We start from the raw sequence: 14,899 nt of genomic DNA on the forward strand, positions 1-14,899 counted from the left end.
GGGTTGGAGGGGATGTGAGGGGGAACTTCCCGCAGTAATTCGGAAGGTTTGATGCAGAGCAATGTCATCGTGTGCAGTAAAGCACGCTTTACCAAACCTGACATACAGTGCCCGCTCCTTCTGCCACCCGTTCCCCTTCATGCCCCTGCGTGACACTGGCGCCTTCTTCGCCAAGCTGCTTCCCGCCATTCATTCGGACCTTCGTCGCATCGCGGCACGTTCATGTGGCGAGACGACTATCGAAGACCTTCAGGCGGAGGCGTGGCTGGTTGCCGAGGCGTTGAGTCGCGGCCGGGTCCCGCCGCCCGACATGGCGGACAGCGCAATTCATCAGTTGATCCTTGGGCGTCTCTACAACCGGTTCGTAAAGTTTGCGGACCAACGCCTGCGTTTCGCCGTGCGTCTGGACGTGCGACATGAGGATGACGACGGCGGGACGAGAGACAACGCCATCGCGGCGTCACTGAGCGCACCCGACGAATATGATCCCTCGGTTGGCCTCTCGGCACGAGAGGAAAGGTCCGCGAAGGAACTGCAGCTTATCGGACGATTCGCGGAAGCCGTTGCCTATTTTCGTGTTTTCGCCAATATGGGCAACGACCGCAGGGCCATTGCGCATCATCTCGCGGTCGGGGCCAGCACATTGCGCCGGAGGCTGCGGCTTGCCGCACAGGTGATCGAATGGCAGCCGTCGCTGTTCGATGGCGTCACCGCGATCCCCGATGACTTCAAGCCGCCGTTCTGTAACCGGCGGCTCTGCGCAAAAGCTGCGCGGGGTGCGAGGAAAAATCGATATCCTCGCTTGCAGGCGCGACTGTTCCGCTGCGCCTACATTCCCATCCGTCCGTTCTGATTGCCCGTCCTCCAAAAAGAAAAGCCCGGAAAAATCCGGGCTTCTCGATGATACGTGATGGGTATCGACTCAGACGTTGAACAGGAAGTTCATCACGTCGCCGTCGTGCACCACGTATTCCTTGCCTTCGGCGCGCATCTTGCCGGCTTCCTTGGCGCCCGATTCGCCCTTGTACTGGATGTAGTCGTCGTAGGCGATGGTCTGCGCGCGGATGAAGCCGCGTTCGAAGTCGGTGTGGATCACGCCGGCTGCCTTCGGCGCGGTGTCGCCGATGTGGATCGTCCAGGCGCGCACTTCCTTCACGCCAGCCGTGAAGTAGGTCTGCAGGCCCAACAGCTTGAAGCCGGCGCGGATCACGCGGTCCAGGCCCGGCTCTTCCATGCCGAGGTCGGCCAGGAACTCGGCCTTGTCAGCGTCTTCCAGGTCGGCGATTTCGGCTTCGATGGCGGCACAGACGGCCACCACCGGCGAGCCGGTCTGCTTGGCGTACTCGCGCACGGCGTCGAGGTGCGGATTGTTCTCGAAGCCGTCTTCACGCACGTTGGCCACATACATCGTCGGCTTGGCGGTGATCAGGCAGAACGGGCGGATGGCTTCCCACTCTTCGGGCGCCAGGTCCAGCGTGCGCACGGCCTTGGCCTGATCCAGCACGGCCTGGGCCTTCTCCAGCACCGCTACCAGGCGCAACGCTTCCTTGTCACCGGCGCGGGCCGGCTTGATGTAGCGGGCGTGTGCCTTCTCGACGGTGGCCAGGTCGGCCAGTGCCAGTTCAGTGTTGATGACCTCGATATCGGACAGCGGATCGACCTTGCCCGCCACGTGGATCACGTTTTCGTCTTCGAAGCAGCGCACCACGTGCGTGATGGCGTCCGTTTCACGGATATTGGCCAGGAACTGGTTGCCCAGCCCTTCGCCCTTCGAGGCGCCGGCCACCAGGCCCGCGATATCCACGAACTCGACCGTCGCCGGCAGGATGCGCTCGGGTTTGACGATCTCGGCCAGCTTGGCAAGCCGCGCATCCGGCACTTCGACCACACCCACATTGGGCTCGATCGTGCAGAACGGATAGTTTTCGGCGGCGATGCCGGCTTTCGTCAGGGCATTAAACAGCGTGGACTTGCCGACGTTGGGCAGGCCGACGATGCCGCATTTGAGGCTCATGGTGTCAGGCGGAAAATGGCGAATCCCGTATTCTAGCGGATGGGCGTCCATGGCCGAGGGGGATTCTGGCACGGCCGCCCGGGCTGGCGGCGCGGTGATCCGTTGACGCCACGCCGTAATGGCGCCTTCATCACGTCGCTATAATCCAGCCATGTCCGGACCTCCAGCGCCGGCGCCTGGCGCCGCCGCTATCTATATGTCGTCGAATTCTTCCTCCCGCTTCCAGATTGCCGTCGTCGGCGGTGGCATTGTCGGCAAGGCTTGCGCGTTGCTGCTGGCGCAGCAGGGCATGCAGGTGGCGCTGGTGGCGCCCCGGCCCGTCGCCAGCACGGCGCTTACCGGCGAGGACGACTGGGATAGCCGCATTTATGCGTTCTCGGCCAGCTCCCAGGCGCTGCTGGAGCGGCTGCGGGTCTGGGAGGCGCTGGACCCCGCCCGGGTGCAGCCCGTGCGCGACATGCGCATCTTTGGCGATGAAAGCGCCGGGGAGTCCGGCCCATCGCCGCACGGCGATCTCCATTTCTCGGCCTACGCGGCGGCGGTGCCACAACTGGCGTGGATCATCGAGTCCAGCCACGTCGAGCGTCTGCTCGATACCGCGCTGCGCTTCCAGCATCAGGTGACATGGTTCGATGAGACGGCCGAAGAGCTGGCCCGCGATATCGACGGCGTCACGCTGACGCTGACCAGCGGCGCGCGCGTGCGGGCCAACTGCGTGGTCGGTGCCGATGGCGCACGGTCCTGGGTGCGGCAGCAGTGCCACATCGGCACCACCCAGCGCCGGTATCGCCAACTTGGCGTGGTCGCCAACTTCACTTGCGAACTGCCGCATCAGGAAACCGCATGGCAGTGGTTTCTCGGCGCACCGGAAAAACTGATGGCCGACGAGGAGCCCGCCAATGGCGAGATCCTCGCCATCCTGCCGCTGCCGGGCAACCGGGTGTCGATGGTCTGGTCCGCCGACGAGGCGCATGCCCGCGACCTGCTGGCGCTGTCGCCGGAGGCGCTGGCCGCCACGGTGATGCAGGTGGCCAGTGGCGCCGTTGGCGCCCGCTTCGGTGCCTTGCGTTGCATCACGCCGGCGCAGGGTTTCCCGCTGGTGTTGCAACGCGCCGAGCAGTTCGTGATGCCGCATGTGGCGCTGGTGGGCGATGCGGCACATGTGGTGCATCCGCTGGCCGGGCAGGGCATGAACCTCGGTCTGCGCGATGTTGTGGAACTTGGCCGCGTGATGGCCGACAAAGAATCGTTCCGTCCCGAGGGTGACCTGCGCCTGCTGCGCCGCTACGAACGGGCCCGCGCCACGGACCTGCTCTCGCTGACCGCCGCCACGGACGGCCTGCATCGCCTGTTCTCGCTGCCCGGCACACCGGCCCGCGTGGTTCGCAACCTGGGGATGCGCGCCGTCGGCGGTCAGGGACTGCTCAAGCGTTTTCTGATTGGCCGGGCACTGGGCTAGGCGGACAATCCGTACCTGCCGCCGCACCGACGATTCACCGAACACATTCAAGATCCAAGCCGGCGCACTGACCGGCCTTCCGAACCTGGAGTCAATATGTTGCAAATGTTCCGCCGCCGTTCCGCCCGCGTTGCCACCTTCACCGCCCTTGCAGGCGGCGTGGCCGTGGCCGGTTACGCACTGCACGCGCTGGCCGCGGATGAGCCGGGTACGGACAAGATCAAGGCGTCGATCCAGAAGATGCTGGGCGGCCGCGCCGAGGTCAAGAGCGTGACCAAGGCGCCGATGCCGGGCCTGTACGAAGTCAATGTCGGCGGCCAGATCGTCTATGCCGATGCCACCGGCCGCTACATCCTCAACGGCGAACTGATCGATACCAAGACCAATACGAACCTGACCGAAGAGCGCCTGGCCGAGATCAACAAGATCAAGTGGGCGGACCTGCCCTTGTCGCGCGCCATCAAATGGACCAAGGGCGATGGCAGCCGTACCATGGCGGTGTTCTCGGACCCCAACTGTGGCTATTGCAAGAAGATCGAGCAGACCTTCCAGCAAATGGACAATGTCACGATCTACACCTTCCTCTATCCGGTGCTGTCGCCAGACTCGACGGTCAAGGCCAAGCAGGTCTGGTGCTCGACGGACCGCACCAAGGCATGGCGCGACTGGATGCTGAACCACACGGCGCTGACCGGAAACGGTAGCTGCAATACGCCGGTGGATCAGAATCTGGCGCTTGGCCAGAGTCTGAACATCAATGGCACGCCGGCCGTGTTCTTCACGGACGGTACGCGCATTCCGGGGGCGGCCGATGCGGCCACGCTCGAACGCAAGCTCGCAAGCCTGAAAAAATAACGACGCCGGATGCACCCCCGGCTGTCAGGAGCGGCCGGCCTAGTCCGGCCGCTTTGCATTTCTGGCCCCCATCCATCACGAACCTTCACACCCACACAACATCCAGACGGGAGACATCACCATGACGTTCCAGGCTTTGCTGCTGACCCAGGCCGATGGCAAGACGCAGGCGGAAGTGGCACAGATCGACGAGACCCGGTTGCCCGAGGATGGCAATGTGCTGGTGGCCGTCGACTACTCGACGATCAACTTCAAGGACGGGCTGGCGATCACTGGCCGCTCGCCGGTGGTGCGCAAGTGGCCGATGGTGGCGGGCATCGATGGCGCGGGCACGGTGCTGGCGTCGGACGATCCGCGTTGGAAGACCGGCGACCGCGTGGTGCTCAACGGCTACGGCGTGGGCGAGACGCACTGGGGTTGCCTGGCGCAGCGCGCGAAGCTCAAGGGCGACTGGCTGGTGAAGCTGCCCGATGCATTCACCACGAAGCAGGCGATGGCGATTGGCACGGCGGGCTACACGGCGATGCTGTCTGTGCTGGCGCTGGAGCGCGGCGGGGTGAACGGGCCGGTGCGTCCGGGCGATGGCGAGGTGCTGGTGACGGGCGCTTCGGGTGGTGTCGGTTCTGTGGCCATCTCCATCTTGTCCAAGCTTGGCTATCGCGTGATTGCATCGACGGGCAAGACCAGGGAAGCAGACTTCCTGCGTGCACTGGGCGCTGCCGATGTGATCGACCGCGCCGAACTGGGCGTGCCGAACAAGCCGTTGCAGAAGGAGCGATGGGCAGCCGTGGTGGATTCGGTGGGCTCGCACACCCTGGTCAACGCCTGCGCGCAGGTGCGCTACGGTGGCGTGGTCACGGCGTGCGGGCTGGCACAGGGCATGGATTTCCCGGCGTCGGTGGCGCCGTTCATCCTGCGCGGCGTGACACTGGCGGGCATCGACAGCGTGATGGCGGCGATGCCGCTGCGCGAGACGGCATGGAAGCGGCTGGCGCAGGATCTGGCACCGGACCGGCTACAGGCCATCACGCGCGAGATCAAGCTGGCCGAGGCCATCGAGGTCGGACGCAAGATCGTGGAAGGGGGCATGCGCGGGCGCGTGGTGGTCGACGTCAACGCGTAGGGAAGTTGCCCCGATGTCCCGGCGACGCTGACCGGGACAGTACCTGCGTGGATCGGCGTTCTCGCCGCCCATCGGAACGTGACGCTACAATTCGTGACCATGACGCCGATCCGCTACGCCATCGCCCCGCTTCAACCCGAAGCCCACATGTTTGCCGTCACCGTGACGGTGGATGCCCCCGACTCCGCTGGCCAGGTGTTCACGCTACCCGCGTGGATTCCGGGCAGCTACATGATCCGAGACTTCGCCCGCAATATCGTCCGCATCCGCGCCGATGCAGGCGGCGAGCCCGTATCGCTGACCAAGCTCGACAAGCAGACCTGGCAGGCCGAACCGCTGGCTGCCAACGCCGGTCCGCTGACGCTGAGCTACGAAGTCTATGCGTGGGATCTGTCCGTGCGTGCCGCGCATCTGGACACCACCCACGGCTTCTTCAACGGCAGTTCCGTGTTCCTGCGCGTCGTGGGCCAGGACGAGCGGCCATGCACGGTGGATATCCACGCACCGGCAGGGGATGCGTATGCCGACTGGCGCGTGGCCACGTCGCTGCCCGAGGCAAAGGGTGCGGGCGGCGCGCGCCGCTACGGCTTTGGCCGTTACCTGGCCGCGGACTACGACGAACTGATCGACCATCCCGTGGAGATGGGCACGTTCGCGCTGGCCAGCTTCCGCGCCTGCGGCGTGCAGCATGACGTGGTGTTCACGGGCCGCGTGCCGCAGCTCGACATCCAGCGCGTCTGCCGCGACCTGAAGCAAATTTGCGAGGCGCAGATCAAGCTGTTCGAGCCACGCACCGCCCGCGCGCCGATGCTCGACAGCAATCGCCGCTACGTGTTCATGACGATGGTCACCACCGATGGCTACGGCGGTCTGGAACATCGCGCCAGCACGGCGCTGATGTGCGCGCGCAACGATCTGCCAGTGCGCGGCAACAGTGAACAGAGCGAAGGCTATCGCACGTTCCTGGGTCTCTGCAGCCACGAGTATTTCCATACGTGGAACGTCAAGCGGATCAAGCCGGCTGCCTACGTGCCGTATCAACTCGCGCAGGAAACGTATTCGCCGCTGCTGTGGCTGTTCGAAGGTTTCACGAGTTATTACGATGACCTGATCCTGGCGCGCACGGGACTGGTCACCGAGAAGCAGTATGTGGACATCCTGGCCAAGACCTGGAACGGCGTGCTGCGTGGTAGTGGCCGCACCAAGCAGAGCGTGGCCGAGAGCGCGTTCGATGCGTGGACCAAATACTATCGCCAGGACGAGAACGCGCCGAACGCCATCGTCAGCTACTACACCAAGGGTTCGCTGGTAGCCCTGGCGCTGGACCTGACGATCCGCGAGAAGACCAAGGGCAGGAAATCACTCGACGATGTCATGCGCGCGCTCTGGCAACGCTACGGCCGCGACTTCTATGCGCCGGGTGCCCGCCAGCGTGGCGTGACCGAGGCGGAAGTGTATGCGCTGTTCGACGAGATCTCGGGCCTGAAACTCGGCAACCTGCTGCGTGCGCTGACCGAGGGCACGGGCGAGATCGGGCTGGTGCCGCTGTTCCGTGCGTTCGGCATCCGGGCGGAGACGCAGAAGCCATCGGCCACGGCGGTGCTCGGTATCAAGAGCCGTACCGACGAGGGCTGGGTGCGCGTGACCCAGGTGCTCGACGGTGGGGCAGGGCAGCAGGGCGGACTCTCGGCGGGCGACCTGCTTGCCGCTGTGGATGGCCTGCGCGTGGCACCGGGGCAACTCGACAAGATGTTGGCGCGTTATCGACCGGGGGACGAGGTGGCGCTGCACGTGTTCCGGCGCGACGAACTGCACGTGCTGCCCGTGACGCTGGCGCGTGAGCCGGCCACGCAGTACAAGGTGTCCGTCGAGGCGGACAAGCATGCCGGACGCGCACGCTGGCTCGGCCAGTAACCTGCCAGCCGAGGCGCCGTCGCCCGTGCGGTGACGGCGCCCGTTTCACCATACGGTCCCATGGAATACGCGCACGATCCCCGCACGTTCCTCTTCTCGCACTATATCTATCGTGGACTGCGCTCCGCCACGGGCGTGATCGGCACGACGCTGATCGCCATGCAGTTCATGGACCTGCCCAGCGCCATGGTGGTGTCGATCGGCGCGCTATGCACAAGCCTGATGGACCTGCCGAGCCCGCTGAACCACAAGTTCAACGAGATGCTGGCGAGCGTGCTGCTATGCACGGCGGTGACCGCGCTGGTGGCGCTGGTCTCGCCGTTTCCGCGCGTGCTGCCGTTCGTGCTTGTGCTGGTCACGTTCCTGGCCGGCATGATGACGGTCTATGGCAACAAGACCATGCCGCTGCAGTTCTCGATGCTGTTCGTCATGACACTGACGATCAACGAGGACTTCGTGGTGGAAAAGGCCCTGACCCACGCGCTGCAGTTCGGCGCGGGCGCCTTTGGATACCTGCTCTACGCGATGGTGGTCAGTTGGGTCACCGAGCGCCGCACGCGCCAGCAGATCCTGGCCGAATCGCTTTACGAGATGGCGGCCTATCTCGAAATCAAGGCGGCGTTCTACGACGCCGGCACCGACTACGAGGAGCAGTTCAACCGGCTGGTGCGCCAGCAGATCGTGGTGGCGGAGCGGCAGCAGGCGGCGCGCGACATGGTGCTGCGTGGCAACCGGACGCAGCACGACGGCCTCCTGGTGCAGGTGCATATGCGGATGCTCGACGTCTATGAGTACCTGCTGTCGACCAATACCGACTATGCGCTGCTGCGTCAGACGTTCGGCGGCACGCCCGTGCTGGATGGGCTGCGCCGGCTGGTGCTGGGACTCTGCAAGGACCTTGAGGAAATCGCCTACGACGTGACGCGCGGGCGGCCTTCGTACAGCGCCTACGACTACGGCCCCGACCTGCGCGCGGTGGAGTCCGAGATCGAGCAACTGCGGCATCACCACGTATCGCCGGTGGCGATGGGTGCCCTGCGCGACACGCTGGAAATGATGCGTGGTGCCATCGCGCTGGTGGGCCAGTTGCACGAGGCGTCGCGTACGCCCGTGGAGCCGCTCAAGGTGCTGCCCGGCTCGGACATGACGCCGTTCCTGACACGCCAGAAATACGAGTTCGGCGCCCTGCGCGACAGCCTGCACTGGCGCGCCCCGGCGTTCCGGTTCGCGCTGCGCATCACCATGGCGGTGGCGGTGGGGCTCTGGATCGGTGACCAACTGCCCTATGCCTCGCACAGCTACTGGATCCTGCTGACGATCGTCGTGATCCTGAAGCCCAACTTCAGCATGACGAAGCAGCGGTACAACGACCGGCTGATCGGCACGCTGATCGGCTGCATCATCAGCGTGGGCATCCTGCGCTGGATTCACGAACCGCTGGTGCTGCTCGCCATCCTGTATCTGGCGCTGGTGGCCAGCGCCACGTTCGTGACGATCAAGTACCGGTACACCGCCATTGCCGCGTGCGTGCAGGTGCTGATCCAGATAAACCTGTTGCTGCCGGGCAGCCAGACGGTGGTGGGCGAGCGGCTGGTGGACACGGTCATTGGCGGCGTGATTGCCTCGCTCTTCAGCTTCGTGCTGCCGAGCTGGGAGTATCGGGCGATTCCCAAGCTGGTGGAGAACGTGCTGCAGGCCAACCGCCGCTACATTGCCGCCACGCGCGACCTGTTGACCCGCAAGGTCTCGGACGATTTTGCGTACCGTGTGCAGCGCAAGCAGTTCATGGACAACCTGTCGGCGCTGATCGGCTCGCTGCAGCGCATGCTGGACGAACCGCGCACCCGGCAGCGGGCCGTGGACAACCTGAGCCGCTTCATCGTGCAGAACTACCTGGTGGCCGCGCACGTGGCCGCCGCGCGTATCCAGGTACGGCAGTACTACGGCGAGCTCGACATACCAGCCGCCGAAACGGCCATCGTGCAGGCCACCGATGCCGCGCTGCGCTCGCTGACGCTGGCGAGCGAGCGGCTGGCGGGCGAGGTGCGGCACGACACGCAGGGCGTTGGTTTTGTCCGCAGTCCGGCGGAAGCCGCGGTGGCGGGCGTGGAACTGGTGCATGAGCCGGCGCCGTCGACGGCCAGCGATGCCGCTGACGACGATGCCAGCGAGCGACGTGCGCGCATCGCGGACTCGGCAGACCGCCGGCGTGCCGAAGTGCTGGCGCAGGCCGTGGCGTCGGGCGAGATCGGCGCCGATGAGCCGCTGCAGAAATCGCACGACCATGGCGAGGCATCGACAGCCAGTTCCTCCGGTCGCACGGCCAATGCGCTGCTGGAGCGCCGCCTGCGCGCGCTGCGCGAGGACACGGCAAAGATCGCGCTGCGTACCGGGGCCATTGGCCATGCGATCCGCACGCCGCTCAGGAAATAAGGAAGGTCCGGCAGGTCTGGTGCGCTAACCGGCCACGGTGCCTTCCGGCTCCCGCCAAATCCGCATATCCTCTTCCCCCAGTCACCATAGGAATGAGGTTCCGCCATACGGAACCCCAGCAGAGAGGAAACAGCAGTGAACGAGATCAAGCCCGCCGCGCCCGGCACGCCGGAAAAGCCCTATTTCGGTATCGATATCCCGCTGATGCGCCTGCTTGGGCTGCAGCCGGAATACATGGAAGAGGGGTTGTGCCGCACGCGGTTGCCGGCCAACGGCAATGTGGTGAATAGCCGGGGCGATGTCCACGGCGGCACGCTGATGGCGGTGCTGGACTTCACGCTGAGTGGAGCGGCGCGCTCGCACGCGCCGCTGGACGTGGGCGTGATCACCATCGACATGTCGACGCACTTTCTGGCCGCCGCACGTGGTGAACTGACGTTCGAATCGCGCTGCATCCGCCGGGGCAACAAGATCGCCTTCTGCGAAGGCGAGGCCCGCGACGCATCGGGCACCGTGTGCTGCGTGGCCCGCGCATCGTTCAAGCTCGTGCAACTGGCTGGCGGCAACTAGGCCGCAGGTTTCTCCGCAGGCCGGTAGACCGCCAGGAACCTGGCGCGCTCGGTAATGCCGTAGTCGCCGGGCGCGTACTGCATCAGCCAGTCGCCCGGCTTGCCGGTCAGCACATCGCCCCCCGCCGATCGTTCGATCGCGAACGCCTGCGGCATCTCCTTCACCAGCACCGGCACAGGCCGGTTGCGGTAGGCGCCCGTTGAACCCTCCGGGACATAGCGCGCATCGAAGCGCTCGCGCGACACCACCCAGCGGTCGCCCGTGGCGCCGGTCACGATGGCATCGCCGGCCTGGTAGCGGTTCGGCCCTTCGCGGCTGACCAGTTCGCCGGGTACCTCCGCAAAAATCACCTGCACCGTTTCATCTTTCACGAACCAGCGCGCGGCGGGGTCGTTGCGCAGATCGATGTCTTTCAGCGTTTCCATTGCCATCGCCATCAACCCCATCAACCCAGTACGCGCGGCGCGAAGCCGTGATTGAGCGGCCCGTTGCCGCTACCCAGGCGCAGGCGTGAGCCGGCCGCGATGGCTTGCGCAACGAAGTCGAGCGCCGTGCTCACCGCATCGGGCAGTGCCTCGTCGCGCGCCAGTTGCGCGGCGATGGCCGCGGCTAGCGTGCAGCCGGTGCCGTGCAGGTTCGGGGTATCGATGCGCGGATGCGTGTACACGCGCACCGTGCCATCGGCCAGCATCAACAGGTCGTCGAGGCCGGCGGCGTTGGGGCCGTCGTCTTCCAGGTGGCCACCCTTGAGCAGCACCGCCTGACAACCCATTGCCAGCAGATCGGCGGCAGCGGTTTCCATCTCGGCGCGTCGCGCGATGCGCCGGCCCAGCAGGTAGGACGCTTCCGGCAGGTTCGGCGTGACCAGGATCGCGCGCGGAAACAGCAGCTTCACCATGGCCTGGCTCGTGGCGTCGTCGGACAGCGTGGCGCCGGAGGTGGAGATCATGACCGGATCGACCACCAGGCGGCGAATGCCGTGGCGATCCACGGCGGCGGCCACGGCCTCGACGATGGCGGCGGTGCCGAGCATGCCGGTCTTGGCGGCGTCCACGCCGATATCGCTGGCCACGGCATCGATCTGCGCGCCGACCATGTCGGCGGGAATCGCGTGGACCCCGGTGACGCCGAGCGTGTTCTGCGCCGTGATGGCCGTGATCGCGCTCATGCCGAAGCAGCCGAACGCGGCAAAAGTCTTGAGGTCAGCCTGGATGCCGGCGCCGCCGCCGGAGTCGGAACCGGCAATGGTCAGGGTGCGGGGTGGCGTGGAATGCATGTGCGAGGCAGGATCGGTCGGATGGAATTGGCAGGAAAAATTGTGGCAATTCGCGCCGCAGGGCGCGGACAGGCACGCTACAATACCGCCACTCCGAGGAGCGTTGCAACGGATGGCCTCGCCATCCGCCAGGCTCGGAATGTCTCAACGGCGCTCGCTGTCCCGTGGTCTGCACGGGGCGCGAGTCGACCTGCCTGCCCGCCACGCACGTGATCTACCACGTGCCTTCGTGCGCGGCGCGGCCATTACTACTCCCGTCCCCCGCCTCACCACCACAACGACCGGAGTGATTCATGAACGCTGTAACCGAACTCAAGCAAGACTACCTCGTGGCCGACATCGGCCTGGCCGGCTGGGGCCGCAAGGAAATCGCCATCGCCGAAACCGAAATGCCGGGTCTGATGGCCATTCGTGACGAATTCGCCGCCGCGCAGCCGCTCAAGGGCGCCCGCGTTGCCGGTTCGCTGCACATGACGATCCAGACCGCCGTGCTGATCGAGACGCTGAAGGCACTGGGCGCCGACGTGCGCTGGGCATCGTGCAACATCTACTCGACGCAGGACCACGCTGCCGCGGCCATCGCCGAATCGGGCACGCCGGTGTTCGCGTTCAAGGGTGAAACGCTGAAGGAATACTGGGACTTCACGCACCGCATCTTCGACTGGGCCGATGGCGGCACGCCGAACATGATCCTGGACGATGGCGGCGATGCCACGCTGCTGCTGCACCTGGGCGCCCGCGCCGAGAAGGATGCATCGGTCATCGGCAACCCGACCAGCGAAGAAGAAACCTTCCTGTTTGCCGCGATCAAGGAAAAGCTGGCCAAGGATTCCACCTGGTACAGCCGCAACCTGGACGCCATCCGTGGCGTGACCGAAGAAACCACCACGGGCGTGCACCGCCTGTACCAGATGGCACAGCGCGGCGAACTGCGCTTCCCGGCCATCAACGTGAACGACTCGGTGACCAAGAGCAAGTTCGACAACCTGTATGGCTGCCGCGAATCGCTGGTGGACGGCATCAAGCGCGCCACCGACGTGATGATCGCAGGCAAGGTCGCCGTGGTGGCCGGCTACGGTGACGTGGGCAAGGGCAGCGCCCAGGCACTGCGCGCACTGTCGGCACAGGTCTGGGTCACGGAAATCGACCCGATCTGCGCACTGCAGGCTGCCATGGAAGGCTACCGCGTGGTGACGATGGACTACGCCGCCGAACACGGCGACATCTTCGTGACCTGCACGGGCAACTACCACGTGATCACGCACGAGCACATGGCCAAGATGAAGGACCAGGCCATCGTCTGCAACATCGGCCACTTCGACAACGAGATCGACATCGCCTCGATCGAGAAGTACGAGTGGGACGAGATCAAGCCGCAGGTTGACCACGTGATCTTCCCGGACGGCAAGAAGCTGATCATCCTGGCCAAGGGCCGTCTGGTGAACCTGGGCTGCGGCACGGGCCACCCGTCGTACGTGATGAGCAGCTCGTTCGCCAACCAGACGATCGCCCAGATCGAACTGTGGGCCGAGCGCGACAGCGGCAAGTACCCGGTTGGCGTGTACGTGCTGCCGAAGCACCTGGACGAGAAGGTGGCACGCCTGCAGTTGAAGAAGCTGAACGCGCAACTGTCCGAACTGACCGAGCAGCAGGCCGCCTACATCGGCGTGTCGAAGCAGGGTCCGTACAAGGCCGATCACTACCGTTATTGATCGTCGTCCTCCACTCCCGCGCCTGTAACCAGGCTCCCCTCTCCCGCATGCGGGAGAGGGGTCGGGGGTGAGGGCCAGCGCCTACTGCGCGATACGGCCTGCAAACTGTGCCCATTCCATCCGAATCGAAAAAGAAGGAGTCGCAATGAGACTGTTGGCTGTCTGGATCATCAACGCCGCTTCGCTGTTTCTGGTGAGCTATCTGCTCAGCGGCATCGAGCTCGGGGGCTTCGGCTCCGCGATGGTTGCCGCGCTGGTGCTGGGTCTGGTCAATACGCTGATCCGTCCGATCCTGGTCATCCTGACACTTCCGGTCACGCTGCTGACGCTGGGACTCTTCATCTTCGTCATCAACGCGCTGCTATTCCTGTTTGTCGGCAACCTGTTGCAGGGGTTTGTCGTCAACGGCTTTGGCTCGGCGCTGCTCGGCTCCATTCTCTATAGCGTGATTTCGACGATCCTCGCGAGCGTGCTGCTCGGCGAGCGCGATTGAACGCGAGCGATTTCCTACGGGCGCCGCGCCCCCGCGGCGTGCCTACCATGACCGACCGCTACTTCAGCTTCGAATTCTTCCCGCCCAAGACGGCGGAGGGCGCGGAAAAGCTCCGCAACACGCGCGCGCAACTGGCACCGCTGCAGCCCAAATACATCTCCGTGACGTTCGGCGCCGGCGGCACCACGCAACAGGGCACGCTGGACGCCGTGCTGGAGATCCAGCGCGAAGGCATCGAAGCCGCGCCGCACCTGTCGTGCGTGGGCTCCACGCGCGAGAACATCCGCGCCATCCTGCAAGCCTATCGCGATGGCGGCATCCGCCACATCGTGGCCCTGCGCGGCGACATGCCGTCGGGCATGGGCGAGATCGGCGAGTTCCGCTACGCCAACGAGTTGGTGGAGTTCATCCGCGCGGAGACCGGCGACTGGTTCCATATCGAAGTTGCGGCTTATCCCGAGTACCATCCGCAGGCCCGTTCGCCGCGTCACGATCTCGATAACTTCGTGCGCAAGGTGAAGGCCGGCGCCGACTCGGCCATCACCCAGTATTTCTTCAACGCCGACGCGTACTTCCGCTTCGTCGACGAAGCCCGCGCCAACGGCGTGGACGTGCCCATCGTGCCCGGCATCATGCCGATCACGAACTACTCGCAACTGATGCGCTTCTCGGAAATGTGCGGCGCCGAAGTGCCGCGCTGGGTGGCAAAGAAGCTGGAATCCTTCGGCGACGATAAGGAAGCCATCCGCGCCTTCGGCCTGGACGTGGTGACCGCGCTGTGCGAACGGTTGCTCGCGGCAGGCGTGCCGGGGCTGCACTTCTACACGCTGAATACGGCGGCAGCGACGAAGGCGATCTGGCAGCGGTTGAAGCTGTAAAGGCTTGTCTCACGCTGTATGTTTTCTCCCCTCTCCCGCTTCGCGGGAGAGGGGTTGGGGGAGAGGGCTTAGCGGTTCAACCTGCGGCCATCGCATCTTGTGAGGCTTACCCTCTCCCCCGCCCCTCTCCCGCCGTGCGGGAGAGGGGAGAAAACCAACTTCAAAACCCACC

The 14,899-nt window shown here is 65.2% G+C and carries 13 protein-coding genes and 1 riboswitch; of the genes, 10 read left to right on the top strand and 3 right to left on the bottom strand.

What is annotated here, in order from left to right; genetic code table 11:
• The first annotated feature begins 139 nt into the window (after nucleotides 1-139).
• Complete coding sequence (locus FFS21_RS30100; RefSeq protein ID WP_137928325.1) at nucleotides 140-853, top strand: hypothetical protein; 714 nt, start codon at nucleotides 140-142, stop codon at nucleotides 851-853.
• 69 nt (nucleotides 854-922) lie between these two features.
• On the opposite strand, the gene ychF is transcribed toward FFS21_RS30100, so the two are convergent.
• Nucleotides 923-2,014, bottom strand: a complete 1,092-nt coding sequence (gene ychF / locus FFS21_RS30105) for a redox-regulated ATPase YchF (RefSeq protein ID WP_137928326.1) — start codon at nucleotides 2,012-2,014, stop codon at nucleotides 923-925.
• Between the two features lie 151 nt (nucleotides 2,015-2,165).
• On the opposite strand from ychF, the gene FFS21_RS30110 reads away from it, so the two are divergent.
• From FFS21_RS30110 to FFS21_RS30135, 6 genes are all read left to right on the top strand, one after another.
• Nucleotides 2,166-3,473, top strand: a complete 1,308-nt coding sequence (locus FFS21_RS30110; protein ID WP_502705212.1) for a UbiH/UbiF family hydroxylase — start codon at nucleotides 2,166-2,168, stop codon at nucleotides 3,471-3,473.
• A 96-nt stretch (nucleotides 3,474-3,569) separates the two neighbouring features.
• Nucleotides 3,570-4,328 (top strand): DsbC family protein, encoded by a 759-nt coding sequence (locus FFS21_RS30115; RefSeq protein WP_137928327.1) that lies wholly within the window; start codon nucleotides 3,570-3,572, stop codon nucleotides 4,326-4,328.
• Nucleotides 4,329-4,449: 121 nt separating this feature from the next.
• Entirely contained in the window at nucleotides 4,450-5,451 is a 1,002-nt protein-coding gene (gene acuI, locus FFS21_RS30120; protein ID WP_137928328.1) for an acrylyl-CoA reductase (NADPH), read from the top strand.
• 99 nt (nucleotides 5,452-5,550) lie between these two features.
• On the top strand, nucleotides 5,551-7,365 hold the full coding sequence (locus FFS21_RS30125) for a M61 family metallopeptidase (protein ID WP_137928337.1): 1,815 nt from the start codon (nucleotides 5,551-5,553) through the stop codon (nucleotides 7,363-7,365).
• Nucleotides 7,366-7,425: 60 nt separating this feature from the next.
• Nucleotides 7,426-9,798 carry an FUSC family protein gene (locus FFS21_RS30130; RefSeq protein WP_137928329.1) on the top strand — a complete coding sequence of 791 codons (2,373 nt, stop codon included), beginning with the start codon at nucleotides 7,426-7,428 and terminating at the stop codon, nucleotides 9,796-9,798.
• A 135-nt stretch (nucleotides 9,799-9,933) separates the two neighbouring features.
• Nucleotides 9,934-10,368 carry a PaaI family thioesterase gene (locus tag FFS21_RS30135; protein ID WP_137928330.1) on the top strand — a complete coding sequence of 145 codons (435 nt, stop codon included), beginning with the start codon at nucleotides 9,934-9,936 and terminating at the stop codon, nucleotides 10,366-10,368.
• Here the strand turns inward: FFS21_RS30135 and FFS21_RS30140 are convergent.
• Nucleotides 10,365-10,793: a PGDYG domain-containing protein gene (locus FFS21_RS30140; RefSeq protein WP_137928331.1), complete on the bottom strand. Its 429-nt coding sequence runs from the start codon at nucleotides 10,791-10,793 to the stop codon at nucleotides 10,365-10,367. The two genes, FFS21_RS30135 and FFS21_RS30140, sit on opposite strands and share 4 nt — an antisense overlap.
• A 20-nt stretch (nucleotides 10,794-10,813) precedes the next feature.
• Nucleotides 10,814-11,644, bottom strand: a complete 831-nt coding sequence (gene thiD / locus FFS21_RS30145) for a bifunctional hydroxymethylpyrimidine kinase/phosphomethylpyrimidine kinase (protein WP_137928332.1) — start codon at nucleotides 11,642-11,644, stop codon at nucleotides 10,814-10,816.
• A gap of 89 nt (nucleotides 11,645-11,733) precedes the next feature.
• A riboswitch (S-adenosyl-L-homocysteine riboswitch) is annotated at nucleotides 11,734-11,807 on the top strand.
• A 130-nt stretch (nucleotides 11,808-11,937) separates the two neighbouring features.
• Here thiD and ahcY point away from each other — a divergent pair.
• From ahcY to metF, 3 genes are all read left to right on the top strand, one after another.
• Nucleotides 11,938-13,356 (top strand): adenosylhomocysteinase, encoded by a 1,419-nt coding sequence (ahcY, locus tag FFS21_RS30150; RefSeq protein ID WP_137928333.1) that lies wholly within the window; start codon nucleotides 11,938-11,940, stop codon nucleotides 13,354-13,356.
• Between the two features lie 145 nt (nucleotides 13,357-13,501).
• Complete coding sequence (locus tag FFS21_RS30155; protein ID WP_137928334.1) at nucleotides 13,502-13,849, top strand: phage holin family protein; 348 nt, start codon at nucleotides 13,502-13,504, stop codon at nucleotides 13,847-13,849.
• 47 nt (nucleotides 13,850-13,896) lie between these two features.
• Nucleotides 13,897-14,727, top strand: coding sequence for a methylenetetrahydrofolate reductase [NAD(P)H] (gene metF / locus FFS21_RS30160; RefSeq protein ID WP_137928335.1), 831 nt, complete (start codon nucleotides 13,897-13,899; stop codon nucleotides 14,725-14,727).
• Nucleotides 14,728-14,899 lie beyond the last annotated feature (172 nt).

The sequence above is a fragment of the Cupriavidus sp. 2SB genome, from assembly GCF_005503625.1.
Taxonomy (GTDB): Bacteria; Pseudomonadota; Gammaproteobacteria; order Burkholderiales; family Burkholderiaceae; genus Cupriavidus.